General features: G+C 71.6%; 22 protein-coding genes. 17 read left to right on the forward strand and 5 right to left on the reverse strand.

Annotation, left to right across the window (positions count from 1 at the left end; translation table 11 throughout):
* Positions 1-68: 68 nt before the first annotated feature.
* The 5 genes from DEJ06_RS16165 to DEJ06_RS16185 all read left to right on the forward strand — a co-directional run bounded on the left by DEJ06_RS16165 (position 69) and on the right by DEJ06_RS16185 (position 6,390).
* Positions 69-1,100: an NAD(P)-dependent alcohol dehydrogenase gene (locus DEJ06_RS16165; RefSeq protein ID WP_111029621.1), complete on the forward strand. Its 1,032-nt coding sequence runs from the start codon at positions 69-71 to the stop codon at positions 1,098-1,100.
* A 514-nt stretch (positions 1,101-1,614) separates the two neighbouring features.
* Positions 1,615-2,997 carry an MFS transporter gene (locus DEJ06_RS16170; protein ID WP_111039992.1) on the forward strand — a complete coding sequence of 461 codons (1,383 nt, stop codon included), beginning with the start codon at positions 1,615-1,617 and terminating at the stop codon, positions 2,995-2,997.
* 150 nt (positions 2,998-3,147) lie between these two features.
* Complete coding sequence (gene glmU, locus DEJ06_RS16175) at positions 3,148-4,575, forward strand: bifunctional UDP-N-acetylglucosamine diphosphorylase/glucosamine-1-phosphate N-acetyltransferase GlmU (RefSeq protein WP_071405222.1); 1,428 nt, start codon at positions 3,148-3,150, stop codon at positions 4,573-4,575.
* A gap of 61 nt (positions 4,576-4,636) precedes the next feature.
* A complete protein-coding gene (locus tag DEJ06_RS16180; RefSeq protein ID WP_027464468.1) occupies positions 4,637-5,614 on the forward strand; it encodes a ribose-phosphate diphosphokinase in 978 nt (325 codons plus the stop codon).
* Complete coding sequence (locus DEJ06_RS16185) at positions 5,611-6,390, forward strand: putative protein N(5)-glutamine methyltransferase (RefSeq protein WP_111039993.1); 780 nt, start codon at positions 5,611-5,613, stop codon at positions 6,388-6,390. The genes DEJ06_RS16180 and DEJ06_RS16185 overlap by 4 nt, the downstream gene beginning before the upstream one ends.
* 356 nt (positions 6,391-6,746) lie before the next feature.
* On the opposite strand, the gene DEJ06_RS16190 is transcribed toward DEJ06_RS16185, so the two are convergent.
* Entirely contained in the window at positions 6,747-8,381 is a 1,635-nt protein-coding gene (locus tag DEJ06_RS16190; protein ID WP_111039994.1) for a molybdopterin-dependent oxidoreductase, read from the reverse strand.
* Positions 8,382-8,553: 172 nt separating this feature from the next.
* On the opposite strand from DEJ06_RS16190, the gene DEJ06_RS16195 reads away from it, so the two are divergent.
* A complete protein-coding gene (locus tag DEJ06_RS16195; protein WP_146245892.1) occupies positions 8,554-9,255 on the forward strand; it encodes a hypothetical protein in 702 nt (233 codons plus the stop codon).
* An 81-nt stretch (positions 9,256-9,336) separates the two neighbouring features.
* Here DEJ06_RS16195 and gndA read toward each other — a convergent pair whose 3' ends face one another.
* Entirely contained in the window at positions 9,337-10,794 is a 1,458-nt protein-coding gene (gndA, locus tag DEJ06_RS16200) for an NADP-dependent phosphogluconate dehydrogenase (protein WP_027464472.1), read from the reverse strand.
* A 112-nt stretch (positions 10,795-10,906) separates the two neighbouring features.
* Between gndA and DEJ06_RS16205 the strand changes: the two genes are divergently transcribed.
* The 3 genes from DEJ06_RS16205 to DEJ06_RS16215 all read left to right on the forward strand — a co-directional run bounded on the left by DEJ06_RS16205 (position 10,907) and on the right by DEJ06_RS16215 (position 12,200).
* Positions 10,907-11,446 carry a gluconokinase gene (locus tag DEJ06_RS16205; RefSeq protein WP_111039996.1) on the forward strand — a complete coding sequence of 180 codons (540 nt, stop codon included), beginning with the start codon at positions 10,907-10,909 and terminating at the stop codon, positions 11,444-11,446.
* A gap of 122 nt (positions 11,447-11,568) precedes the next feature.
* Positions 11,569-11,826 carry a ribbon-helix-helix protein, CopG family gene (locus DEJ06_RS16210; RefSeq protein WP_254699648.1) on the forward strand — a complete coding sequence of 86 codons (258 nt, stop codon included), beginning with the start codon at positions 11,569-11,571 and terminating at the stop codon, positions 11,824-11,826.
* Entirely contained in the window at positions 11,823-12,200 is a 378-nt protein-coding gene (locus DEJ06_RS16215) for a type II toxin-antitoxin system death-on-curing family toxin (RefSeq protein WP_111039997.1), read from the forward strand. Before DEJ06_RS16210 ends, DEJ06_RS16215 begins: the two co-directional genes overlap by 4 nt.
* Positions 12,201-12,232: 32 nt before the next feature.
* Here DEJ06_RS16215 and DEJ06_RS16220 read toward each other — a convergent pair whose 3' ends face one another.
* The 3 genes from DEJ06_RS16220 to DEJ06_RS16230 all read right to left on the reverse strand — a co-directional run bounded on the left by DEJ06_RS16220 (position 12,233) and on the right by DEJ06_RS16230 (position 15,645).
* On the reverse strand, positions 12,233-12,841 hold the full coding sequence (locus DEJ06_RS16220; protein ID WP_111039998.1) for a class I SAM-dependent methyltransferase: 609 nt from the start codon (positions 12,839-12,841) through the stop codon (positions 12,233-12,235).
* 119 nt (positions 12,842-12,960) lie between these two features.
* Positions 12,961-14,457, reverse strand: coding sequence for a glucuronate isomerase (gene uxaC, locus DEJ06_RS16225; RefSeq protein ID WP_111040014.1), 1,497 nt, complete (start codon positions 14,455-14,457; stop codon positions 12,961-12,963).
* Positions 14,458-14,520: 63 nt separating this feature from the next.
* On the reverse strand, positions 14,521-15,645 hold the full coding sequence (locus DEJ06_RS16230) for a LacI family DNA-binding transcriptional regulator (protein WP_181436885.1): 1,125 nt from the start codon (positions 15,643-15,645) through the stop codon (positions 14,521-14,523).
* A 120-nt stretch (positions 15,646-15,765) separates the two neighbouring features.
* On the opposite strand from DEJ06_RS16230, the gene DEJ06_RS16235 reads away from it, so the two are divergent.
* From DEJ06_RS16235 to manD, 8 genes are all read left to right on the forward strand, one after another.
* Positions 15,766-17,121 (forward strand): ABC transporter substrate-binding protein, encoded by a 1,356-nt coding sequence (locus DEJ06_RS16235; protein ID WP_181436884.1) that lies wholly within the window; start codon positions 15,766-15,768, stop codon positions 17,119-17,121.
* A complete protein-coding gene (locus tag DEJ06_RS16240) occupies positions 17,121-18,143 on the forward strand; it encodes a carbohydrate ABC transporter permease (protein ID WP_027464479.1) in 1,023 nt (340 codons plus the stop codon). Before DEJ06_RS16235 ends, DEJ06_RS16240 begins: the two co-directional genes overlap by 1 nt.
* Positions 18,140-19,099, forward strand: a complete 960-nt coding sequence (locus tag DEJ06_RS16245; protein WP_206647628.1) for a carbohydrate ABC transporter permease — start codon at positions 18,140-18,142, stop codon at positions 19,097-19,099. The genes DEJ06_RS16240 and DEJ06_RS16245 overlap by 4 nt, the downstream gene beginning before the upstream one ends.
* Before the next feature lie 93 nt (positions 19,100-19,192).
* The gene (locus DEJ06_RS16250) at positions 19,193-20,029 is read left to right on the forward strand and encodes a sugar phosphate isomerase/epimerase (protein WP_111039999.1); all 837 of its coding nucleotides are present in this window, start codon (positions 19,193-19,195) and stop codon (positions 20,027-20,029) included.
* Positions 20,026-21,237, forward strand: a complete 1,212-nt coding sequence (locus tag DEJ06_RS16255) for a Gfo/Idh/MocA family protein (RefSeq protein WP_111040000.1) — start codon at positions 20,026-20,028, stop codon at positions 21,235-21,237. The genes DEJ06_RS16250 and DEJ06_RS16255 overlap by 4 nt, the downstream gene beginning before the upstream one ends.
* Positions 21,234-22,121, forward strand: a complete 888-nt coding sequence (locus DEJ06_RS16260) for a sugar phosphate isomerase/epimerase (protein ID WP_111040001.1) — start codon at positions 21,234-21,236, stop codon at positions 22,119-22,121. The genes DEJ06_RS16255 and DEJ06_RS16260 overlap by 4 nt, the downstream gene beginning before the upstream one ends.
* Positions 22,118-23,401: a mannitol dehydrogenase family protein gene (locus tag DEJ06_RS16265; protein WP_111040002.1), complete on the forward strand. Its 1,284-nt coding sequence runs from the start codon at positions 22,118-22,120 to the stop codon at positions 23,399-23,401. Before DEJ06_RS16260 ends, DEJ06_RS16265 begins: the two co-directional genes overlap by 4 nt.
* Complete coding sequence (gene manD / locus DEJ06_RS16270; protein WP_258372528.1) at positions 23,398-24,750, forward strand: D-mannonate dehydratase ManD; 1,353 nt, start codon at positions 23,398-23,400, stop codon at positions 24,748-24,750. The genes DEJ06_RS16265 and manD overlap by 4 nt, the downstream gene beginning before the upstream one ends.
* Positions 24,751-24,774 lie beyond the last annotated feature (24 nt).

The raw sequence follows: 24,774 nt of genomic DNA on the forward strand, positions 1-24,774 counted from the left end.
GCGCCCGCCGCCCCCTCCACCACCCACACGTCCGGCCGCGACGACGCGACCGAGGAAGCGAGAACCGCATGACCTCCACCCAGCGCACCAGCGTCCTGCTCGGCACCCAGGACCTCACCGTCGAGGACCGCCCCGTCCCCGCTGTCGACCCCGGCGACGTGCTCGTCCGGGTCGCCGCCGTGGGTGTCTGCGGCTCCGACGTGCACTACTTCCGCCACGGCCGCATCGGCGACTTCGTCGTCGAGGAGCCCCTCGTCCTCGGGCACGAGCTCTCCGGCACGATCGAGGCCGTCGGCGAGGGCGTCGACCCGTCCCGCGTGGGGGAGCGCGTGGCCATCGAGCCGCAGCGCCCCTGCCACCGCTGCGCGCAGTGCCTGGCCGGCCGCTACAACCTCTGCCCGCACATGCGCTTCTACGCGACGCCGCCGGTCGACGGGGCCTTCACCGAGTTCGTCACCATCGAGGCCGAGTTCGCGCACGTCCTGCCCGACGCCGTCTCGTTCGAGGCCGGCGCGCTCCTGGAACCCCTGTCCGTCGGCATCGCCGCCGTCCGCAAGGCCGGCATCGTCCCCGGTTCGTCGGTGCTCATCGCCGGCGCCGGTCCCATCGGCATCATCTGCGCCCAGGTCGCGAAGGCCTTCGGTGCCTCGCGCATCGTCGTCAGCGACCTGGTGCCGGAGCGCCGTGCGCGGGCTCTGGAGTACGGCGCCACCGAGGTCGTCGACCCCACCGCCGTGTCCGTCGCGTCGGACATCGTCCCCGTCGACGCGTTCATCGACGCCAGCGGTGCACCCCGAGCGGTGTCGGACGGCATCAAGGCGGTCGGCCCGGCGGGTGCCGCGGTGCTGGTCGGGCTCGGCAACTCCGAGATGACCCTGCCGGTCGAGCACATCCAGAACCTCGAGGTCACGGTCACCGGGATCTTCCGGTACACGAACACGTGGCCGGTCGCCATCGAGCTGGTCGCGTCCGGGCAGGTCGACCTCGACTCGCTCGTCACCGGTCGCTTCGGGCTCGACGACGTCCGCGAGGCCCTCGAGAGCGACACCGACCCGGAGTCGCTCAAGTCCGTCGTCTACCCCGGCGGTGTCCCCGCCTGAGCGGGCACGGTGCGGGCTTCGCCGGTCCGGGCCGCGTTGCGCGCCTGGTGCGGCGTTGCCGCCGGGCACGGTGCGCGGAAGCTCGCACCGGGTGACGACGCACGCACGGTGCGGACTGGAGGCGCGGGGCCGGGCCGCCCCGCGCCTCCCGTCCGGCACGGTGCACGGTCTGTCGGACGGTGCGGGCTGAGCCGCCTGGTGCGGCGTTGCCGCCGGGCACGGTGCGTGGAAGCTCGCACCGGGTGACGATGCACGCACGGTGCGGGCGGGAGGCGCGGGGCCGGCCCGCCCCGCGCCTCCCGTCCCGCACGGTGCACGGCTTGTCGGACGGTGCGGGCTGAGCCGCCTGGTGCGGCGTTGTAGCCGGGCACGGTGCGTGGAAGCGCGCACCGGGTGACGACGCACGCACGGTGCGGACGGGAGGCCCGGGGCCAGGCCGCCCCGTGCCTCCCGTCCGGCACGTGACCCGGAACGGGGCCACCGCCGCGTCACCGGGACGCGCTACGGTTCGCGCATGACCGCTTCACCGGCCGCCGTCGTGCCGCAGCGCACCGACCGGCGCGCGCTCGTCTCCTGGGCGCTCTGGGACTGGGGTTCCGCCGCGTTCAACGCGGTCGTCACCACCTTCGTGTTCAGCACGTACCTGGCCAGCCGGGCGTTCGTGGACCCGGCGCTCGTCGGCGACACGTCCGCGGCCGGCAAGGCGATCGTGGAGCGGGAGCTCGCGCACAACGCGGCCGTCGTGTCCACCGCACTGACCATCGCGGGGATCGTCGTGGCCCTGGTGGCACCGGCCATGGGGCGGCTCGCGGACTCGTCCGGACACCGCCGCCGCTCCGTCCTCATCGCCACCATCGGCGTCGCGCTGTCGATCGGGGGCATGGTCTTCGTCGCGCCGAGCCAGCCGTACCTGCTGCTCGGAGCGGCCCTGCTCGGCATCGGCACCGTCGCCTACGAGATCGCGAGCGTCGGCTACAACGCCATGATCGGGCAGGTCGCCTCCGGGGAACGCACCGGCCGCGTCTCCGCCATCGGGTGGGCGGCCGGGTACTTCGGCGGGATCGTGCTGCTCGTCCTGCTGCTCGTGCTCTGCATCCAGGACTTCCGGGGCGACGGGGTCGTCGGCGGGCTCCTGCAGTTGCCGGCCACCGTCGCCACGGGGCAGTGGGACGTCCGCGTCGCGATCGGCATCGCCGCCGTCTGGCTGGCCGTCAGCTCGATCCCGCTGTTCCTCACCGTGCCCGAGGCGGTGCCCGACCGCACCCGCGGCGGCGGCGTGTTCAGTGCCTACGCGGACCTCGGCCGGGACATCGCGCGGCTGTGGCGCGAGCGCCGCAACGTCCTCGCGTTCCTGCTCGCCAGCGCGGTGTTCCGCGACGGTGTCGGGGCCGTCTTCACGTTCGGCGGGATCGTCGCCGCGCAGGTGTTCGGGTTCACGCCGTCGCAGGTCATCCTGTTCGCCATCGCCGCGAACGTCGTGGCCGGCATCGCGACGTTCGTCTCCGGACGCCTCGACGACCGGTTCGGGTCGCGTGCGCTCATCATGGTCTCGCTCGTCGGTCTCGCCGTGTGCGGGGTCGGGGTCTTCGCCGCCGGCAACGAGACGCAGGGGTTCTGGGTGCTCGGGCTGACCCTCGCCGTGTTCGTCGGCCCGGTGCAGTCGTCGTCCCGTGCGTACCTGGCGCGGCTGACGACCCCCGGCCGCGAGGGCGAGCTCTTCGGCCTCTACGCCACCACCGGCCGGGCCGCGTCGTTCCTCGCGCCGGCGCTGTTCGGCGTCGCGGTGACCGTCGGTGGGTCGACCCGGTTCGGGATCCTCGGCGTGGTCGTCGTGCTCGTCGCCGGGCTGGTGCTGATGGCGTTCGTCAAGCGGGAACCGCAGGGCGCGCGGGCCTGATCCTCGGCCTGCGGGGTCCGCCAGAGCTCCCCGTCAGGCGGCCTGGAGGCGCGGTTCCCGTCCGTCCACAGGCTGCGGTTGTGCGCACGGTTCCGCACAGGGCCGTGGTCGCGTCGGGCGGCCCGGGTCGGGGTGCGCCAGGATGGGTGCATGACCGACCAGCGCATCGCCGTCGTCGTCCTCGCCGCCGGGCAGGGCACGCGCATGAAGTCGTCCACGCCCAAGGTGCTGCACCGGCTCGCCGGACTGCCGCTCATCGGGCACGTCCTGCGCACGGCGTCGTCGCTCAGCCCCGAGCACGTCGCCGTCGTCGTGCGGCACGAGCGTGACCTCGTCGCGGCCGAGGTCGTCGAGCGCGCCCCCGACGCGATCGTCGTCGACCAAGACGACGTCCCCGGCACCGGCCGTGCGGTCGAGGTCGCGGTCGAAGCACTGCCCGCCGACTTCGACGGCGCCGTCGTCGTGCTGTCCGGCGACGTCCCGCTGCTCGACGCCGCATCGCTCCGGCTCCTCGTCGACGCCCACGTCGGCGGCGGCAACGGCGCGACCTTCGTGAGTGCCATCGCCCCGGACCCGACCGGCCTCGGACGGATCGTGCGCGATGCCTCCGGCGCCTTCGTCAGCGTCGTCGAGCACAAGGACGCGACAGCCGAGCAGCTGACCATCACCGAGGCGAACGCGGGCATCTACGCGTTCGACGTGGCACGCCTCCGGGCGGCCCTGCCGTCGCTCACCACGGCGAACGCCCAGGGCGAGAAGTACATCACCGACGCTCCCGCGCTGATCAGCGAGCGCGGCGGGCGCATCGACGTGGTCACCCTGACCGACCCGTGGCTCGTCGCCGGCATCAACGACCGTGCCCAGCTCTCCGACGCCGCGCGTGAACTCAACGCCCGCATCGTCCGCCGCCACCAGCTCGCCGGCGTCACCGTGCAGGACCCCGCGTCCACCTGGATCGACCTCGACGTCACCATCGAGCCCGACGCCGAGGTCCTGCCCGGCACCCAGCTCATCGGCGCCACCGCGATCGCCGCCGGTGCCGTCGTCGGACCGGACACCACGCTGCGCGACACCGAAGTCGGCGCCCGCGCCACCGTGAACCGCGTCGACGCCACCCTCGCCGTGATCGGGGACGGTGCCTCGGTGGGCCCGTTCGCCTACCTGCGGCCGGGCACGATCCTCGGTGACGACGGCAAGATCGGCACCTTCGTCGAGACGAAGAACGCCCGGATCGGCCGGGGCAGCAAGGTCCCGCACCTGTCCTACATCGGCGACGCCGAGGTGGGCGAGGACTCGAACATCGGCGCGAACACCATCACCGCGAACTACGACGGCGTGCACAAGCACCGCACCGAGGTCGGCTCGAACGTCCGTACAGGCTCGCACAACGTGTTCGTCGCCCCCGTTAGGATTGGTGACGGTGCGTACACCGGCGCCGGGACCACCGTCCGCAAGGACGTTCCGGCAGGATCGCTCGCGATCAGCTACGCCCCACAGCGCAACACCGACGGATGGGTCGAGGAACACCGACCCGGCACACCGGCGGCCGAGGCTGCTCGGCTCGCGAACGGCGAATAGATCCCGGCGACCACCCGTCGCCGACATCGACCCCTCGTGGGTCAGGGAGTGAGCACCGCACTTGTCCGGAATCAAGACAACCGGCCAGAAACGACTCGTCCTCGTCTCGGGGCGAGCACACCCGGCGCTCTCTGCCGAGATCGCGGAGGAGCTCGGGGTCGACCTCGTGCCGACCGATGCCCGGACCTTCGCGAACGGTGAGCTCTACGCCCGCTTCGACGAGTCGGTCCGTGGCTGCGACGCCTTCGTCATCCAGTCGCACACCGCGCCGATCAACGAGTGGCTCATGGAGCAGCTCATCATGGTCGACGCGCTGAAGCGTGCCTCGGCGAAGCGCATCACGGTCGTGGCGCCGTTCTACCCCTACGCGCGCCAGGACAAGAAGGGCCGCGGCCGCGAGCCGATCTCGGCCCGCCTCGTCGCCGACCTGTTCAAGGCCGCCGGCGCGCACCGCATCATGAGCGTCGACCTCCACGCCGCGCAGATCCAGGGCTTCTTCGACGGCCCCGTCGACCACCTGTTCGCCATGCCGGTGCTGCTCGAGCGCTTCCGCCAGATCCTCGACCCGAAGACGCTCACCGTCGTGTCGCCCGACATGGGCCGCGTCCGTGTCGCCGACATCTGGTCCGAGAAGCTCGGCGCCCCGCTCGCCATCATCCACAAGCGCCGCGACCCGCTCGTGCCGAACCAGGTATCGGTGCACGAGATCGTCGGAGACGTCAGCGGCCGCGTGTGCCTGCTTGTCGACGACCTCATCGACACCGGCCGCACGATCGCCAAGGCTGCCGAGGCGCTGAAGAACGCCGGCGCCACGGGAGTCGTCGTCGCCGCGACCCACGCCGTGTTCTCCGACCCGGCCACCGAGCTGCTGCAGAGCGAGTTCATCGACCGCGTGGTCGTGACGGACACCCTGCCCCTGCCGATGGACAAGCGCTGGGACCGCCTCGAGGTCCTGCCGATCGCCCCGCTCATCGCCCGTGCCATCCACGAGGTCTTCGACGACGGTTCCGTGACGTCGATGTTCGACGGCGCCGCTTGACACATCCCGCGCGTGACGCCCTCGCGGCCCGGCTCCGGGCCGCGGGGAGCGTCTTCGCCGACGACGAAGCCGACCTGTTGCTCGAGGCAGGTGACGGTGAGCCGGTGCGACTCCGGAGCCTCGTGCAGCGTCGGCTGGCCGGTGAGCCGCTCGAGTACGTGCTCGGCTGGGCTGCCTTCGACGGGCATCGCATCCGGGTGACGCCCGGGGTCTTCGTGCCGCGAGCCCGCACCACCGTCGTCGTCGAGCAGACTGCGCGTCGGCTGCAGCGCTACGACCGCGTGGTCGACCTGTGCTGCGGTGCCGGTGCGATCTCGGTCGCCCTGTTCGGCCGCGTCGGCGCGCTCGACCTCGTCGCCACGGACATCGACCCCGACGCCGTCGACGTCGCAGCCGAGAACATCGGTGACCGCGGCATCGTCGTCGCGGGTGACCTGTTCGCGCCGCTGCCCGATCGGTTCCGCGGGGCCGTGGCGGTCATCGCGGTGAACGCCCCCTACGTGCCGACGGCCTCGATCGAGCTCATGCCGACCGAGGCCCGGGAGCACGAACACCGCGTCGCCCTCGACGGTGGTGCGGACGGCCTCGACCTGCACCGCCGGATCGCTGCGGGTGCGGGGGAGTGGCTCCGCCCCGGTGGTGCTGTCGTCATCGAGGTGTCCGAGGCCCAGGCCGAGGCGTCCGCCGCTGCGTTCACGGCCGCCGGCTTCTCCGCCGTGGTCGAGCGGGACGCCGAGGTCGACGGCACCTGCGTCGTCGCGACCCTGCCCGCCTGACCCCGGTCTGCCCGCCTGGCCCTGGTCTGCCTGGCCGTGGTGCCGAGTGGTCACGACATGCCGCTCAGGTCCACCGAGGTGGCACGAAGTGTCGCCTGCGCGCCCACGAACCGACGCTTTCTGCACCCCCGGCGTGACGCACGTGGCGTGTCGCGCGACCGGGGCGAGGGGCGAGGCGGGCCGGCACCGGGCCTCCAGGCCGTCGGGTGACCGGAGCGCGCCGGCGGCGGGCGGTCACGACATGCCGCTCAGCTTCGCCGAGGCGGCACGAAGTGTCGCCTGCGCGTCCGCGAACCGACGCTTTCCGCCACCTCGACGGCAGTCAGCGGGCGTGTCGCGGACCCGCTCCAGGACGGTCAGCGCGCGTCGACCGTCACCGTGTGCCAGCCCGTCGCACCGTTGGGCGCCGGCGGCCGGTCCACGCTCGTCTGCACCTCGCCGTCCGCACTGGTCGCGCGCACCTCGATGCGGTGCGAGCCGGCGGTCGGCGTCCACCGCACCACCCACTGCCGCCAGGTGTCCGCGGAGACCGAGTCGGCGAGTTCGGCGCGCTGCCAGTCGCCGCCTCCGACGCGGACCTCGACGGCCTTCACGCCCTTGTGCGGCTGCCACGCGACCCCCGCGATCGCGACCGGCTTGCCCGCGGTTACGGTCGACCCGTCCCGCGGGGTGTCGATGCGGGACTCGAGCTTGACCGGGCCACGCTCCGACCAGCCACGCGGGGTCCAGTAGCCCTGCGCGTCGGCGAACCGGGTGACCTCGAGCTCGGTGACCCACTTCGTCGCCGAGACGTACCCGAACAGGCCCGGCACGACCATCCGCACCGGGAACCCGTGCTCGGTCGGCAGGGGCTCGCCGTTCATCCCGACCGCGAGCAGCGCCGCGGTGCCGTCGTCCTGCAGCACGTCGAGCGGGGTGCCGGCGGAGAACCCGTCGATGCTCCGTGAGAGCACCATGTCGGCATCGCCCGTCGGACGTGCCCGGGCGAGGAGCTCCCGGATGGGGTAGCCCAGCCAGCGGGCCGTGCCGATGAGGTCACCGCCGACCTCGTTCGACACGCAGCTCAAGGTGGCCACGTGCTCCTCGAGCGGCAGTGCGAGCAGCTCGTCCCACGTCAGCGTGATCTCGTTCTCGACCGCACCGTGGATGCGGAGCGACCAATCGGCGGGGTCGACCTGCGGCACCCGCAGGGCCGTGTCGATCCGGTAGAAGTCGGCGTTCGGCGTGATGTACGGGGTGATGCCGTCGACGTCGACCGACGCACCCGCGGGGACCGCCGGTGCAGCGGTCGCCGCGGCGGGCAGCCGGATGGCCCGCCTGGCAGCGGCGGCCGCCTGTATCGCTGACGACCCCAGCCGGGAGGCGGTGCCCACCACGACCGCGACGGTCGCCGTCGCGACGCCCCAGACCAGGAACGTCCGCCGCTCCGTCGACGCCGGTCGCGGTGCCGCCGTCGGCACGGTCGCCGCGGCCTCCCACCGGCGCAGCCGCTGGAGCAGCAGGCGCAGGACGACCACCGCTGCCGCGATGCCGAGGACCGTCGGGGCGCCGTCGAGGGTCCCGCTGCCCGAGCGGGTGCTGACGGCAAGCAGCGCCAGCACACCACCGGCGGCGAATACGAGGGCACCGAAGGGCGGTCGTGCACGTTCGAGGACACCGGCACCGGCGCTGAACGCGATGACGATCACCGTCATGAGCACGAACAGGGCGACCTTGTCCCCGGTGCCGAACACGGCGACCATGAAGTCCTTCGCACCCGGGGGAGCGAGGTCGATGACGGCGGATCCGACGGCGACCAGGGGGCTGCCCGCTCCGCCGAGCAGCAGCGCGCCGAACTCGGCGACACCGAGGAACGCGGCGGCGGCCACGACGCCGACGATCGCGGCGATCAGCGTCCAACGTCGGGTCGAAGGGGCATCGGGCCCGCCCGGGCCGTCCGACGGACCCGCCGTCGGTTGGCCGATCGGTTCGTCCGTCGTCTCGGTGGTCACCGCCCGAGCGTAGGTCGCCCGGCCGCTCGTGGGCTGTGTGTGCGCGCTTCCCCGCGCGTTCATCGGGTTCGGCCAGCAGGTGGCGCGCGGCTCGTGGGAGGATCGGATCGTGCTGCAGCGTCCGGATGGTGTCCCGCGGTCCGGTCGTGCCCGCGGTGCACGGCGGACACCGATGTCTCCGGCACGTCGACTCGCCACCCTGCGCTGGGTCATCGTCGCCGTCTGGCTGGTCCTCCTGATCACCCGGATCGTCGTCGTCTCGACGGCGCCGGGCGTCGACCTCTCCTGGTACGGCATCGTGGAGTTCGGCGCGATCGCGCTCGGCGTCGTGGTCATCGTGGTCGCCGTCGTGCGGACCGCGACGGCACGGCGGCGGCAGGCGGACGAGGCCCTCGCGCTCGCCATCCGGCGGATCGACCCGACGGTGTGGCTCGTCCCGGCGGCGCCGACACCGGAACTCCGTGGCATCGTCGACGAGGTCCGCCCGGACACCCACCTCGGTTCGCGCGTGACGTGGGCCTTCGGCGCCACCGAGGCCTCCCTGTGGGAACTCGACGAACGGCGGGCGACCCGGCTGCTCGTGATCCGGTGGAGTCGTGTCGTGCACGTCGGACTGGAAGACGTGGCGGACGGCGTCGACGGCTCGGACGGCTCGGACGGCTCGAGGCGAGACGGTGGCTCCGAGCGCCCTGGCGGTTCCGCTGGTGCTCGCCGCGCGTGTGCGGTGGCGATCCACCACGTACGACCGGACGACACCCCCGCGGTGGCGACGTTCTTCGTCCGGACCGCCCCCGGTTCGCGTCGGCTGCTCGGGCGCGGTCCACGGCTGGACCGGCTCGTCGCCGACCTGGCACGGGAACGCATCGTCGCCTGACGCAGCGGAGGGCCCCGGGTTCAGCGAGGCCCTCCTTGCCGATCCCGCACCGACCTCCGTGGTCGGCAGCGGGTGCGGTCGTCAGTGCGTGGACGGCTCCTGCTCGACCTCGCGGCGGTCGTCGTCGGACCACAGCGTGTGGAAGGTGCCGTCCTTGTCGATGCGCTGGTAGGTGTGCGCGCCGAAGAAGTCGCGCTGGCCCTGGATCAGCGACGCGGGCAGACGGTCGGACGCGAGCGAGTCGAAGTACGACAGCGCGGACGAGAAGCCCGGAGCGGGGACGCCCGACGCAGCCGCGATGCCGACGATGCGGCGCCAGGCGGCTTCGCCCTCGGCCACCGCGTTCGCGAAGTACGGGTCGACCAGCAGCGACTCGAGCTTCGGGTTCTCGGCGTACGCCTCGACGATGCGGTTCAGGAACTGAGCGCGGATGATGCAGCCACCCCGCCAGATCTTCGCGACGTTGCCGAGGTCGATGTCCCAGCCGTACTCCTTCGCCCCGGCGATGATGAGGTCGAAGCCCTGTGCGTACGCGACGACCTTCGAGGCGTACAGCGCCGCACGCACGTCGTCGGCGAAGGTGTCCGGCACCTCGGCGATCTGCGGACGGTTCTTGACCGACTGCTGCACGGCGGCACGCTGCGTCGGCTTCGACGACACGGCGCGGGCGAACACGGCTTCGCCGATGCCCGAGACGGGGATGCCCAGGCCCACGGCGTTCTGCACGGTCCAGACGCCGGTGCCCTTCGAGCCGGCCGCGTCACGGATGACGTCGACGAGCGGCTTGCCGGTGTCGGCGTCGCGCTGCTTGAGGACCTCGCCGGTGATCTCGATCAGGTAGGACTCGAGGTCGCCCTTGTTCCACTCGTCGAAGACCTGCACCAGGTCCTCCACCGAGAGCCCGCCGACGCGACGGAGCAGGTCGTACGACTCGGCGATGAGCTGCATGTCGGCGTACTCGATGCCGTTGTGCACCATCTTGACGAAGTGCCCGGCGCCGTCGGTGCCGATGTGGGTCACGCACGGTTCACCTTCGGCCACCGCGGCGATCGACTTCAGGATCGGCCCGAGCGTCTCCCAGGCCTCCTTCGAGCCACCGGGCATGATCGACGGGCCCTTGAGTGCGCCCTCTTCTCCACCGGAGATGCCGGTGCCGACGAAGTTCAGGCCCTTCTCGCGCAGGTCGTGCTCACGTCGGATGGTGTCGTGGAAGTTCGCGTTGCCGCCGTCGACGATGATGTCGCCCGGTTCGAAGCGTTCGGCGAGCTGTCCGATCACGGCGTCGGTGCCCTTGCCGGCCTGCACCATGATGATGGCGGTCCGGGGCTTCGACAGCGAGGCGACGAACCCGTCGATGTCCTCGGACGCGATGAACCCGGCGTCGCCGTGCTCCTGGAGCAGCTCCTCGGTGCGGGCGTAGGTGCGGTTGTAGACCGCCACCGTGTTGCCTTCGCGCGATGCGAGGTTGCGGGCGAGGTTCGAGCCCATCACTGCGAGTCCGACGACTCCGATGTTCGCCTGACCGTTGTTGTCTGCCACGAGGGCCTCCTTTGTCCTGACGTTGGCGCCCAACCTACGACCGGCGGTCTGGGATCGCACAGGTGTTGCGGGAACTGGGGACCAGAGTTCACCGGATCAATACTGTGGAGGGATGAGCGAGCTCGCTGTCCACCCGCCCGTCCTCGTGATGGGGGTCTCCGGCTCCGGCAAGTCCACCATCGGCCAGGCGCTCACCGACGCCCTGGTCGCGCAGGGCGAACCGTGCGTCTTCGTCGACGCCGACGACCTGCACCCGGTCGCCAACAAGGAGAAGATGCGGCAGGGGATCCCGCTCACCGACGAGGACCGCTGGCCGTGGCTCGCCGCCTGCGCCGAGCGGATCGCCGCGGTCGAATCGGACGGCTCCCGGTGCGTGATGGCGAACTCGGCGCTGAAGCGTGCCTACCGGGACCGGCTGCGCGAGTCCGCGCCGGGTCTCGTCATCGCCTTCCTCGACGGGTCGCGCGACCTGATCGCCGAACGGCAATCCCACCGCCAGCACGAGTACATGCCGACGACGCTGCTCGACTCGCAGTTCGCGACCCTCGAGCGGCCGCAGCCCGACGAGGCCGCCGTCGCGGTGTCGATCGACGGCTCGGTCGACGACACCGTGCGGGAGATCCTCGCCGCGCTCGCGGTCACCACCGGCTGACGGACGTCGACGACCTGCGACTGATCCGGGCAGTTCCTCCACAGGGCGCAGCGCGGTCGTCGCCGTCCCCAACCGATCCCCGGTCCCGTCCGCGTCGAGGGGGACGCTCGTACCGTCGCTCCATGACCACGATCACTGCCGCCCGTTCAGATACCACTCTTGATACCATCGACCCCATGGCCATGACCCTCCGACTCGACGACGACGAGGCAGCGGCGTTGCGCAAGCGTGCTGACCTCGAGGAGCGCTCGATGCAGGACGTTGCGCGCGCCGCCATCCGCGAGTACGTCGAGCAGCACAGCCGCAGCGATCTGATCGACGGCATCCTCGACCGAGAACTCCCGCGCTACGCCGAGGCGCTCGAACGACTCGGCAAGTGATCCACCTCACGACCGACGAGGCGTTGCACGTCGCTCGTCGGACCCTGGGAACTGACTACGCGATCCGCGACGTCGGACTGCTCGAAGCGGCGGTCGCGCGACCCGCCGCGTCGGTGGGCGGGAACGACGCCTACCCGACGCTGGTCGAGAAGGCGGCGGCGCTCGTCCACTCCGCCGTCCGGAACCACGCCCTGGTCGACGGCAACAAGCGCCTCGGGCTGATGCTGCTCGTGGTCTTCCTCGGCGTGAACGGCGTCCGGCTCCACGCCTCGAACGATCAGGCGTACGACTTCATCGTCGCGATCGCCGAGGGGGAACTCGATGCCGTGCCGGAGATCGCTGCTGCTCTGACCTCGATGGTCTCGGACGCCTGATCGACAGGGCGGCGGCCGTCAGCCGTCGCCGATCAGCGGCGCACTGAACTGATCGCCCCGTGCGGCCGGTGCCCCGGATCCGTGCGGGTGTGGACGTCCACGGCGTCGAAGCCCGCTCCGTCCAGCAGCGCCGCCAGGGACGCGACCGGCCAGCGGTAGGCGGTGACGACCGCGTGGTCGAAGGCCTCGACCGCGGGACCCTCGAAGAACCCGAGCAGCAGCCCACCGCCGGGCGCGAGCACCCGACGGAACTCGGCGAGTGCCCCACCGATCTGCGACGGTTCGTGGTGGATCACCGAGTACCAGGCCAGGACCCCGTCGACGCTGCCGTCCGCGAGCGGGAGCGCGTCGAGCGACCCGACCCGGAAGTCGATGTCCGCGTCCACCGCGCCGTGCGTCCGTCGTGCGTGCTCGACGAACTCCGGCACCGCGTCGATGCCGCTGACACGGTGCCCCTGCCGTGCGAGGTACGCCGTCCAGTGACCGGGGCCGCACCCGGCGTCGACCAGGGGGCCGCTGCGACCGGCTGCCCAGGCGTCGACGAGGGCTCGGTCGTCGGGGTGGACGGTGTCCATCGACCCGAGCAGCGCCGCGTACTCGTCGGCCCGAGCGCTGTACGCCGCCGTCACCCGCTCCGTCATGCGCCCGACCGTACCGCCGCAGCGCCGAACCGTGCGAGGTTCCGTGTTCCGTGCGACCCGGCAACCCTCGCACCAGGCACGGAACCTCGCACCACGCGGCAGTGCGGCCGCCGCCAGCGTCAGAGCTTGAACGTCGCCTTCGGGATGTCGGACACGATCCGGCGGGCGGTGCGGACGGCGTCCTCCTCGGAGATCTGGTGCGTGACCACGAGCGACGCCAGGTACGCCGCGTCCGCCCGCCGCGCCATGTCGTGCCGTGCGGGGATGGAGCAGTACGCGCGGGTGTCGTCGATGAACCCGGAGGTCTTGGTGAACGACGCGGAGTCGGTGACGGCCGACCGGTAGCGCCCGATGGCCGCCGGGGTGTCGATGAACCACCACGGTGCGCCCGCGTACACGGCGGGGTAGAAGCCCGCGAGCGGCCCGATCTCGCGCGAGAAGACGGTCTCGTCGACAGTGAAGAGCACGAGGTGGAACCCGGGAGCGGTGCCGAAGGACTCGAGCAGCGGCCGGAGCGGCTCGGTGAAGGACCCGACGGCCGGCAGGTCGTGCCCGGTGTCCGGCCCGAAGCGCTCGAGCGTCGGGGTGTGGTGGTTCCGGATCACCCCGGGATGCAGCTGCATGACGAGGCCGTCCTCCACGCTCATCTCCGCCCAGCGGTAGAGCATGTCGTGCCGGTACGCCGTCGCTTCGGCCTCGGTGACCGACGACGCGTCGCGCAGCGCCGCGGCGTGGATGCGTTCCCGCTCGCTCGACGGCAGGGGAGCGGAGCCCGCGTCGAGCACTCCGGTGTCCGTGGCGGTCGCACCGTGCTCGATGAAGTAGTGGCGACGTGCGCGGAGAGCCGCCAACAGCCCTGCGTGGGTGCCCGTGTCGATGCCGGCGGCCTCGCCGATCGACGCGACCGCGGGCCTCCAGTCCGACCGCGTCGGGTCGAACACGGCGTCCGCGCGGAACGTGGGGAGCACCCGGCCGGTGAAGCCGGGATCCGCCGCGAGCTGCGCGTGCGCAGCGAGGTCGTCCGCCGGGCCGTCCGTGGTGGCGAGGACCTCGATGCCGAAGGCGCCGAAGAGCGCGCGTGGCCGGAAGGCGGGCGACGCCAGCAGGCCGGCGAGGTGGTCGTACTGGTCGTCCGCGTTCGCCGCGGACGGCGCCTGGTCGAGCCCGAACACGTCGTGCAGCTCCGTCTCGAACCAGTAGCGCACGGGGGTCCCGAGGAAGTCGTCCCAGTGCTCCGCCAGCTGCCGCCAGATGGCGCGGCCTGGCGGCGTCGGCTCAGCGGCATCGCGCCAGCGATGCGCCGACGCCGCCGGGCGAGCCTGCGAGCCCGGGCGGGGCCCCGACAGGTCCGCGCGTCCCAGCGCGGCCAGGTCCACCCCGTTCGCGTGCAGCAGGCGGAGCACGTAGTGGTCGGGCGTGATGAGCAGCGACGCAGGGTCGCTGAACGGCTGGTCCGAGGCGATCAGCGCCGCGTCGACGTGCCCGTGCGGCGAGATGATCGGGGCGTCCTTGACCGCCTCGTACACGGTGCGTGCCACGGCTCGCGCCCCAGGGTCGGCGGGGAACAGCCGGTCGGGGTGCGGTGCGAGCCGGGTGGGGGTGCTGGTGCGGGTCATCATCGACTCCTTCGGGGACGGCGAGTTCGGGTGGTGCGAGTGTGGGGCGGCGGGATTTCCGGATCAGGCGGTTCCGGCACGGGGCGCCGGTCCGGTCGACTCGCGCACGGTCAGGTGGGTGGGCAGGGCGACGGCGCCGGACATGTGCTCCCCGGGCAGTTCGTCGGCGGGTAGCGCGCCGAGCCGTCCGAGCAGCATCCGGATCGCGACCCGGCCGGCCCGCTCGATCGGCGAGGTCATCGTGGTGAGCGGCGGGTTGCAGAAGTCAGCGCCGAAGATGTCGTCGCAACCGACGATGCTCATGTCCTCGGGGACGCGGACTCCGCGCTCCCGCAGCCGGGCGAGCATCCCAATGGCGATCAGGTCGTTGAAGGCGATGCACGCGGTCGCACCGGCGTGCACGGCGGCGTCGGCGGCCGCGGCGCCGGAGTCGACGAAGGGTGCGTGCGGCCCCACTCGGGCGACGCGGATCCCCAGGCGCTTGGCGACCTGCACGAGCGCGCGCCACCGACGCTCGTTCGACCACGAGCTGTCCGGCCCGGCGACGTACAGGATCTCCCGGTGTCCCAGCGACACCAGGTGCTGCACCGCCTGCTCCACCCCGCCGGGGGTGTCGATGAGCACCGAGGGCACGCCGGTGGGTCGGCGGTTCACCACGACCAGGGGGATCCGCTCGGCGAACCGTGCGATCTGCGCGTCGGACAGTCGTGACGCCGTGAGCACGACCCCGTCGGCCTTCGCCCCCACGGCGGTGAGTGCGGCCATCTCGGCGTCGGCGGACTCCTCGGTGTCGACGAGCAGCTGCGTCCAGCCGGCCCCGGCGAGCTGGTGCTGGGTGCCGCGGATGACGTCGAAGTAGAACGGGTTCGTGATGTCGGACACGAGCACGGCGACGGCGCGGGTGCGGCCGGAGGTCAGCGCCCGTGCCTGCGAGTTGGCGACGTAGCCGAGCTCGCGGGCCGCCCGCTGGATGCGCTCCTGGGTGACGGGGTTGACCCGGTCGGGCAGGGACAGGGCGCGGGAGACGGTGGACGCGGCGACCCCGGTGGCGTCGGCGATGTCGCGGATGGTGACGCGACGCGCGGCACCAGCGGCGGCGCCGGCAGCGCGAGCACCAGCGGCGGCGCCACCAGCAGTGCCTGCGGCACCGCCCGTTCGCCCGCCGCCGTCCGTCGAGAGGTCCTTCACGAGGCCGAACGTATTCGCGTCTGGCAACAAGTGGCAACCGGTTGCCGCATGTTGCCAACGGCGGAACAGTGGTGCCACCGAGCAGCGCCGCTCGGAGGAGGTCTCGAGGAGGAAACCCCCGTGAAGACGCGAAGACTGCAAGTCCGCACCCTCGTCGGTGCCGTCGCCGTGGTCGCCCTCACCGCACTGTCCCTGCAGGGATGCGCTGTGGTGAACGGCAGCGGCGACGACCCGAACACCCTCCGCGTGATGATGGGCGCGGACACCACCTACCCCAAGGAACGCAAGCAGTGGCAGCAGGAGACCGCCGCCGAGTTCAAGCGCACGACCGGTGCGGACATCCAGTGGGAGACCTACTCGTCCGCGCAGGAGGAACTGACCGCGATCCAGACGAGCGTCATCTCCGGCCAGGGCCCCGACGTCTACGCGATCGGCACGACCTTCACCCCGACCGCGTACGCCACCGGTGCCTTCGTCGAGATGGGCACGAAGGAGTGGGACGCGATCGGCGGCAAGGACCAGTTCGACCCCGCGTCGTTCGGCATCTCCGGTCCGAGTGCGTCGAAGCAGATCGGGATCCCGTTCGCCAGCCGTCCGTTCGTGATGGCGGTGAACAAGGACCTGCTCGCCAAGGCGGGGATCACCGACGTGCCCACGACGTGGGACGAGCTCACCGCCGATGCGAAGGCCACCACGGGTGACGGACGCCACGGGATGGCGATCGCCTACGCCGACGGCTTCGACCCCTGGAAGTTCGTGTGGGGGATGGCCCAGAACGCCGGCAACACGATCGTCGACGGCTCGAAGGCCGAGATCGACAGCAAGGCCGTCGAGAACGCCTACCGCACCTACTTCGACTGGGTGACGAAGGACGGCGTCGTCGACCCGGCCGCGATCGGTTGGAACAACGCCCAGGCCCTCGCGCAGTTCACCGAGGGCAAGGCCGCGTTCTTCCCGATGACGACCACCACCGCCATCAACTCCTTCAAGGACACCAAGGTCGACGGCAAGTACGAGTTCGCCCTGCTGCCCACCGTCCCGCCGGGGGCGTCCGAGCGGCCGTCCGACGGCATCGAGGCCGCCAGCATCCTGTCCGGCGACAACTGGGTCGTCGCCGACTACGGCAGCAAGCAGGAGCTGTCGTTCGCGTTCGTCAAGCAGCTCAGCGCCCCGAAGGCCCAGCTCGAGTACTACGACCTGTTCGGCAACCTGCCGACCAACGCGTCGGCCGCCGCCGACCTTGCAGCCGACAACCCGCAGCTCAAGCCGATCATCGACGCCGGCCGCCTGTCCAAGCCGACCGCGTTCACCGGCGCCTGGTCCGACATCCAGCTCGCCCTGGTCGACGTGGTCGTGCAGTCGATCCCGTCGCTGAAGTCTGGCGAGGTCACCGACGACCAGCTCCGCAAGCGACTGCAGGACGCCCAGAAGGACGCCCAGGCCACCCTCGACCGTCAGAAGAACGGAGGTCTGTGATGACCAGCACGCAGACCAGGCCCCGCACGGACGCGGCGCCGCCCCGGCCGGTCCGCCCGGCCGGCAAGACGCCCCTCTACAAACGCGAGCGCCCGCTGTGGATGCTCCTGCCCGGCGGCGTCCTCATGCTCGCCGTCATCGTGGTGCCGCTCCTGGTGGGCTTCTGGATCGCGATGCTCGACCTCGACCAGTACACGCTCCGCCAGTGGTTCAGCGCCCCGTTCGTCGGGTTCGCGAACTTCACCGAGGCGTTCACGAACTCGCCGCTGCTGCACTCCATCTGGATCTCGGTGTCGCTGTCGGTGCTCGTCACCGCGGTGACCGTGCCGATCGGGGTCGCCGCCGCGATCTCGACGCAGAACCGGTTTCCCGGTCGCGGGCTCGTCCGATCGATCTACCTGATCCCGTACGTGCTCCCCGCGTTCGTCGTCGGTACGTTCTTCCGCACGATGCTCCAGCCGCAGGGGGTCGTGAACTCGATCCTGCACACCGACGTGCTGTGGCTGAACGGCTCGGCGTCGTACTGGGCGCTCGCCGGCGTGATGATCTGGACGAGCTGGCCCTTCGTCTACCTGCTGTCCCTGGCCGGACTGCAGGCCGTGGACAACGAGGTGCACGAGGCCGCCGCACTCGACGGGGTGACCTGGTGGGCGAAGCTGCGGTACATCATCTTCCCGTACCTGCGCGGACCCCTCAGCCTCGCGGTGATCATCTCGATCCTGCACAACATCAACAACTTCACGCTGCCGTTCGTGCTGTTCGGCATCCCGCTGCCGTCCAGCGTCGAGGTGATGCCCGTCCTGACGTACATCGCGAGCTTCCAGTCGTTCCGCTTCGGCCTGTCCGCGGCGATGGCGATCTGCTCGCTCGTGATCGTCGCGATCCCGCTGTTCGTCTACCTGCGGGCGGTCAAGCTCGACACCGGCGACGACGCCGGCCCCAACCGGAAGCAGCGTCGCGCCGACCGCGCCACGCTCGCCGCCGCCCCGACCGCCGCCGACATCGACGGAGCACGCGCATGACCACCCCGAGCACGTCCTTCAGTACCCGCACCCGCCCCACCGCGACGCTCACCGAGAGCATCACGACCGGCAGCGGCGGCCGACGGAGCAAGCGTCCCTACGACACCGACGTCACCCGGCTGCTGCCGCGCTGGCTGCTCGTCACCGTCATCGCGGTGATCATCGCGTTCATCGCCGTCCCGGTGCTCTACATCCTGTTCGGCTCGGTCAACTCCGACGTCGCGGTCGCTCGCGGCGAGTACTTCCCGTCCGAGTTCACCCTGTCGAACTACGTCGAGATCTGGTCCACCGTCGCCCTCGGCGAGGGACTGGTGAACTCGATGCTCACCGCCGGTGCCGTCGCCGTCGCGAGTGCCGCGCTCGCAGTGTCCACGGCCTACGTGCTCGTCCGGTTCCGGTTCCTCGGGCGCCTGACGATCCTGCGTGGGCTCCTCGCCCTGCAGTCGATCCCCGGCACGCTCCTGCTCCTGCCGGTCTTCGTGGTGTTCTCGAACATCGCCAGCGCCACCGGCGTGCAGATCATCGGCACCCGCTGGGGCCTGTTCGTCACCTACCTGACCTTCGCCCTGCCGTTCTCGACGTGGGTGATGGTCACCTACCTGCGCGGCCTGCCGAAGGAACTCGAAGAAGCGGCGCGCATCGACGGCGCAAGCTCGACGAAGATCCTGACGAAGATCGTCCTCCCGCTGTCGTGGCCGGGCATCGTCGTGTCCGCGATCTTCGCCTTCCTGCTCGGCTGGAACGACGTCCTGTTCTCCACGATCATGACGACCCCGAACACCCGGACGGTCGCCGTGGTCCTGCAGGTGCTCGGCACCACCCAGGAGGGCGGCGCCGTCCCGATCTACGGCCAGATGATGGCCGCCTCGATCGTCTGCGCCGTCCCCGTCGTCGCCCTGTACCTGATCTTCCAGCGCTACCTGGTCGGCGGGCTCACCGCCGGCTCCGTCAAGTAGCGCTGTGCAGTCTGCCGACTTGTCCACAGACTGCCTGGAGGCGCGGTGCCAGCCCGCCCCGCGCCTCCAGGCTGGTCGCATGAAGGGAATGCAATGACCCAGCCCAGTTGGGAACTCTCCGGTTTCGGCGACGAGATCGACGCCGATCCGGTCGTCCAGGTCGCGGTCCTCCAGGCGCTCGGCGCGAGCGCCATCGAGGTCCGCAGCGCCTGGGGCGTCAACGTCGTCGACCTCGACGAGGACCAGCTCGCCGAACTCCACCGGCTGCTCGACGAGCGGGGGCAGACCGTGTCCGCGATCGCCTCGCCGATCGGCAAGGTGCCCGTCGACGAACCCGTCGAGCACGAGGTGTCTCGGCTCGCCCGTGCGATCCGTGCCGCGCACGCCCTCGGCACGACGAACATCCGGATCTTCTCGTTCTACTTCGAGGGCCGCAGCCCCGAGGACGTCCGCGGCGACGTCCTCGTCCGGATGCGGGCGCTGGCCGACCTCGCCGAGCGTGAGGGCGTGACCCTGCTGCACGAGAACGAGAAGGACATCTACGGCGACGTCCCCGCGCGGGTGCTCGACATCGTCGAGAGCGTCGGTTCGTCCGCGCTCCGCCTGGCCTGGGACAACGCGAACTACGTGCAGTGCGGCGTCCGGCCCTTCACCGACGGCTGGGAGCAGCTCGCCCCGTACGTCGACTACCTGCAGGTCAAGGACGCCCTCGCCGCCGACTCGTCGGTGGTCCCGGCGGGCGAGGGTGACGGCGAACTCGTCGAGACCCTCACCGCGCTCCGCGACGCCGGCTACTCCGGGTACGCCTCGCTCGAGCCGCACCTCAGCGACTTCACCTCCCTCGGCGGGTTCTCCGGCCCCGCGGCCTTCGGTCGTGCCGGCCGGGCCTTCCGCACCCTCACCGACCAGATCGGAGTCACCCTGCGATGACCGAACCCACCAACCCGCTCCGCCTGGCCGTCGTCGGCGCCGGTGTCATCGGACGCCACCACGCCACCGTCGCCGTCCACCACCCCGACCTGCAGGTCGTCGCCCTCGTCGACGCCGTGCCCGAAGCCGCCACGAGCGCAGCCGACGCAATCGAGGCGATGGGCGTCGCCCGCCCGATCACGACGCCCACCATCGAGGAGGCGATCGACCAGACCGACATCGACGTCGTCGCGATCTGCTCGCCGTCCGGCATGCACGTGCAGCTCGCCGAGGCCGCCCTGGCCGCCGGCAAGCACGTCGTCATCGAGAAGCCGCTCGACACCACGATGCCCAGGGCCCGGCAGATCGCGGCGCTCGCCGCAGCCGCTCGTGACCGCGGGCTCGTCACGAGCGTCATCAGTCAGCACCGCTTCGACCCGGCGTCGGCGGCCGTCGCCCGGGCCGCGCACGACGGCGGGTTCGGCACCGTGACCTCGGGGCTCGCGAGCGTCGCGTGGTACCGGTCGCAGGGGTACTACGACTCCGGTGACTGGCGCGGCACCTGGGCGCTCGACGGCGGCGGTGCGGTGATGAACCAGGGCGTGCACACCGTCGACCTGCTCGTCTGGGCCCTCGGTCGTCCGGTCGAGATCTCCGCGCAGACCGGCCTGCTCGCGCACGACCGGATCGAGGTCGAGGACACCGCCGTCGCCACCGTCCGGTTCGCCGGCGGGGCGCTCGGGGTCGTCCACTGCACGACCGCCGCGTACCCGGGGCTCTCCGCCCGGTACGCCGTGTACGGCACGCACGGCTCCGCCATCGTCGACGACGACCGGCTCGCGTACTTCCACATCGCCCCGGACACCGCCACGCTCGAGTCCGCGTCCACCACGTCGAACGCCACCGCGGTCGCCGGAGCGGTCGACCAGAAGGACCAGGTCGTCCCGCCCGAGCACGTCGTCGGCGGCCCGGCCGAACCCGACCACTTCGCCGCGGGGCACGCTCGGCAGTACACGGACATCGTCGACGCGATCCGGCAGGGACGCGAACCGGGTGTCACCGTCGACGCGGCCCTCGTGTCGCTCGCCACCGTCCGCGGGCTCTACGTCAGCGCGACGCTCGGGCGACCCGTGCGCATCGACGACGTGATCGAGGGAACGTACGACGATGTGGTGCCCGTCGTCGGCACACCCGCCACTGCCAGCGCGACCGAAGGAGCCACCCGATGAAGTTCTCCGTGTTCACCGCCTCGACCCCCGACTGGACCCCGTCCGAAGCCGCCGAGACCCTGGCGGCGCAGGGCTGGGACGGCATCGAGTGGCGCATCGTCGACGACCGCCCGGCCGACGGCACCGAGGTCCCCGCCGAGCGGTCGTTCTGGGCGGGCAACAACTCGACCTGGCAGTACACCGGCATCCGCGACCGGGTCGGCGAGATCGCCCGGGTCACCGACGCCGCCGGGCTCGAGTACTCGGGCATCGGCGGCTACCAGCCGGCCGCCGACCACGACGGTGTCGAGACGATGCTGCGCGTGACCAGCGAACTCGGCGCCCGGCAGGTCCGCGTCACGATGCCGCACTACCGGGCCGAGCAGGAACGCACCGGCGAGACCTACCCGCAGCTCTTCGACCGCACCCGCGCCGACCTCGAGTGGGTCGCGGCGCGTGCGTCGGAGCTCGGCGTGAAGGCACTCGTCGAGCTGCACCACATGACGATCACGCCGTCGGCCTCCGCGGCACTGCGACTGATCGACGGTCTCGACCCCGCACACGTCGGCGTCATCCACGACCTCGGCAACCTCGTGATCGAGGGGTACGAGGACCACCTGGCCGCGTTCGAACTGCTCGGGCCGTACCTGGCGCACGCCCACGTGAAGAACGCCCGCTGGGTCGACACCGGCGACACCCGTGCCGACGGCAGTTCGATCTGGCAGCACGAGTGGGCACCCCTGCGCACCGGCCAGGCGTCGGTGTCCGAGTACCTCGACGCGCTCCGCCAGGTCGGGTACGACGGATGGGTCACCATCGAGGACTTCTCCACCGACCTCCCGCTCGAGGCCCGCACCGCCGACAACCTGGCGTACCTCCGCTCCCTCGTACCGGTGTCGGCATGACCGATCGGCGTCCGGGCATCGTCCACCTGGGGGTGGGCGCGTTCGCTCGTGCCCACCTCGCCTGGTACACCGCCCACACCACGGGGGAGCCGTGGGGCATCACCGCCTTCACCGGCCGCTCGCCCGCGGCCGCGGACGCGTTGGCCGCGCAGGACTGCCGGTACACGCTCGTCACCCGAGCCGCGTCCGGCGACGGAGCCGCGGTGGTCGACACGATCGTGGCCGCCCACCCGGGCAGCGACGACACGGCCTGGAGGCACGTGGTCGCGTCCCCGGAGACGACCATCGTCACGCTGACGGTCACCGAGCAGGGCTACCGGCCCGGTTCCGACGTGCCGTCGCGGCTGATCGCGGGGCTCGACGCCCGCCGTGCCGCCGGCTCCGGGCGCATCGCGCTGGTCAGTCTCGACAACCTGACGCACAACGGGGCGGTCCTGCGCGACGCCGTGCTCGACGCCGTCACCGACGACGCCCTGCGCGACTGGATCGAGGCGAACGTCACGTTCCCGAGCTCGATGGTCGACCGGATCACCCCGGCCACCACCGACGACGACGTCGTGCGCCTCTCGGAACTGCCGGGTGCGCTCGCCGGAGACCGGGTCCCCGTCGTCACCGAGCCGTTCGCCGAGTGGGCGCTCGAGGACGCCTTCGACGGGATCGACCGACCGGCGTGGCAGACGGCCGGCGTCCGGATCGTCGACGACGTCACGCCGTACGAGCAGCGGAAGCTCTGGCTGCTGAACGGCTCGCACTCGCTCCTCGCCTACCTGGGGTTGCAGCTCGGCCACGACACCGTGGCCGAGGCGATGGACGACCCGGTCTGCCGCACCGCCGTCGAGCAGCTCTGGGACGAGGCCGTGCTCGAACTCCCGCTGCCCGAGGCCGAGGTCTCCGACGCGCGCGCGGCCCTGGTCGAGCGGTTCGCCAACCCGCGCATCCGGCACACGCTGCGGCAGATCGCGTCCGGCGGTTCGCAGAAGCTGCCCGTCCGTGTCGTCGACGTCGTGCGGCACCGGCTCGCCCGCGACCCCTCGGCCGGCATCGGCACCGGAGCGGCCACCGCCCTCGCCGCGTGGTGGTTGCACGTCACCGAGCAACCCGACCTGGTGGACGACCCCGGTGCCCCCGGGCCAGACTCGGACGTGCACGACGTCCTGGCCGTCGTCGCGCCCGAACTCGACACCACCCCCGTGGTCGCCGCCGTGACGGCGGCGGCCGACCGCATCCGCACCGCCGCGGCACGCGCCCGCGAACGCTCCAACGGAGGAGTCCACGCATGACCGACACGAACACCACGAACCCCGCGGCCCCGGTCCCCGGTGCCACCGACAGCGGGCCGGCCGAGACCACCGCCGGCCGTCCGGACACCTGGGCCTCGGCGGACCGCGGCCAGCTGATCGAGCGGGCCGAGGTCATCGTGACCAGCCCGAACCGGAACTTCGTGACGCTCAAGCTCACCACGGCCGACGGCGTCACCGGGCTCGGCGACGCCACCCTGAACGGCCGCGAGCTCGCGGTCTCCGCCTACCTGTCCGAGCACATCGTCCCGCTGCTCGTCGGCCGTGACGCCAGCCGCATCGAGGACGCCTGGCAGTTCCTCTACCGGTCGTCGTACTGGCGCCGTGGTCCGGTCACGATGGCCGCGATCGCCGCCGTCGACATGGCCCTCTGGGACATCAAGGCGAAGGTCGCCGGGATGCCGCTGTACCAGCTGCTCGGCGGGGCATCGCGCACCGGGCTCATGGCGTACGGCCACGCCTCGGGCAAGGAGCTGCCCGAGCTGTTCGACTCCATCCGCGAGCACCAGGAAGAGGGCTACCGCTCCATCCGGGTGCAGACCGGTGTCCCCGGCCTCGAGTCCATCTACGGCATCGCCTCGAACAGGACCACCGAGGGCAACGCCGGCGTCCGCTACGACTTCGAGCCCGCCCAGCGCGGGGCGTACCCGGCGATGGAGGACTGGGACACCCGCGCCTACCTGCGCCACGTGCCCACCGTGTTCGAGGCCGTCCGCAACGAGTTCGGCCCCGAACTGCCGCTGCTGCACGACGGCCACCACCGGATGACCCCGCTGCAGGCCGCCAAGCTCGGCAAGTCGCTCGAGCCCTACGACCTGTTCTGGCTCGAGGACTGCACCCCCGCCGAGAACCAGGAGGCCCTGAAGCTCGTCCGGCAGCACACGACGACGCCGCTGGCGATCGGGGAGGTCTTCAACACCATCTGGGACTTCAAGGACATCATCCGCGACCAGCTCATCGACTACGTCCGCGGTGCCGTCACGCACATGGGCGGCGTCACGCCGCTCAAGAAGACGATGGAGTACGCGGCGCTGTACCAGGTCAAGTCCGGCTTCCACGGACCGACCGACATCTCCCCGGTGGGCCTTGCCGCGCAGATGCACCTCGGGCTCGCGATCCACAACTTCGGCATCCAGGAGTACATGCAGCACGGACCGCAGACCAACCAGGTGTTCCACCAGACGTTCACGTTCACCGACGGCTACCTGCACCCGGGGGACGAGCCGGGCCTCGGGGTCAGCCTCGACGTCGACGAAGCCGGCAAGTACCCCTACGAGCAGGCGTACCTGCCGTTCAACCGCCTGGCCGACGGAACCGTCCACGACTGGTAGTCCCCGGCGCCGTGGAGGGCACAG

It is taken from the genome of Curtobacterium sp. MCLR17_051, from assembly GCF_003234395.1.
GTDB lineage: Bacteria > Actinomycetota > Actinomycetes > Actinomycetales > Microbacteriaceae > Curtobacterium > Curtobacterium flaccumfaciens.

What these genes read in the sequence shown, in the direction of transcription:
- DEJ06_RS16265 (WP_111040002.1), top strand. Translation starts at nt 22,118, where the DNA reads ATGACCGATCGGCGTCCGGGCATCGTCCACCTGGGGGTGGGCGCGTTC.
- glmU (WP_071405222.1), top strand. Translation starts at nt 3,148, where the DNA reads ATGACCGACCAGCGCATCGCCGTCGTCGTCCTCGCCGCCGGGCAGGGC.
- DEJ06_RS16220 (WP_111039998.1), bottom strand. Translation starts at nt 12,841, where the DNA reads ATGACGGAGCGGGTGACGGCGGCGTACAGCGCTCGGGCCGACGAGTAC.
- DEJ06_RS16250 (WP_111039999.1), top strand. Translation starts at nt 19,193, where the DNA reads ATGACCCAGCCCAGTTGGGAACTCTCCGGTTTCGGCGACGAGATCGAC.
- DEJ06_RS16205 (WP_111039996.1), top strand. Translation starts at nt 10,907, where the DNA reads ATGAGCGAGCTCGCTGTCCACCCGCCCGTCCTCGTGATGGGGGTCTCC.
- DEJ06_RS16210 (WP_254699648.1), top strand. Translation starts at nt 11,569, where the DNA reads ATGACCACGATCACTGCCGCCCGTTCAGATACCACTCTTGATACCATC.
- DEJ06_RS16170 (WP_111039992.1), top strand. Translation starts at nt 1,615, where the DNA reads ATGACCGCTTCACCGGCCGCCGTCGTGCCGCAGCGCACCGACCGGCGC.
- manD (WP_258372528.1), top strand. Translation starts at nt 23,398, where the DNA reads ATGACCGACACGAACACCACGAACCCCGCGGCCCCGGTCCCCGGTGCC.
- DEJ06_RS16165 (WP_111029621.1), top strand. Translation starts at nt 69, where the DNA reads ATGACCTCCACCCAGCGCACCAGCGTCCTGCTCGGCACCCAGGACCTC.
- DEJ06_RS16240 (WP_027464479.1), top strand. Translation starts at nt 17,121, where the DNA reads ATGACCAGCACGCAGACCAGGCCCCGCACGGACGCGGCGCCGCCCCGG.
- DEJ06_RS16260 (WP_111040001.1), top strand. Translation starts at nt 21,234, where the DNA reads ATGAAGTTCTCCGTGTTCACCGCCTCGACCCCCGACTGGACCCCGTCC.
- DEJ06_RS16195 (WP_146245892.1), top strand. Translation starts at nt 8,554, where the DNA reads ATGTCTCCGGCACGTCGACTCGCCACCCTGCGCTGGGTCATCGTCGCC.
- uxaC (WP_111040014.1), bottom strand. Translation starts at nt 14,457, where the DNA reads ATGACCCGCACCAGCACCCCCACCCGGCTCGCACCGCACCCCGACCGG.
- DEJ06_RS16255 (WP_111040000.1), top strand. Translation starts at nt 20,026, where the DNA reads ATGACCGAACCCACCAACCCGCTCCGCCTGGCCGTCGTCGGCGCCGGT.
- DEJ06_RS16245 (WP_206647628.1), top strand. Translation starts at nt 18,140, where the DNA reads ATGACCACCCCGAGCACGTCCTTCAGTACCCGCACCCGCCCCACCGCG.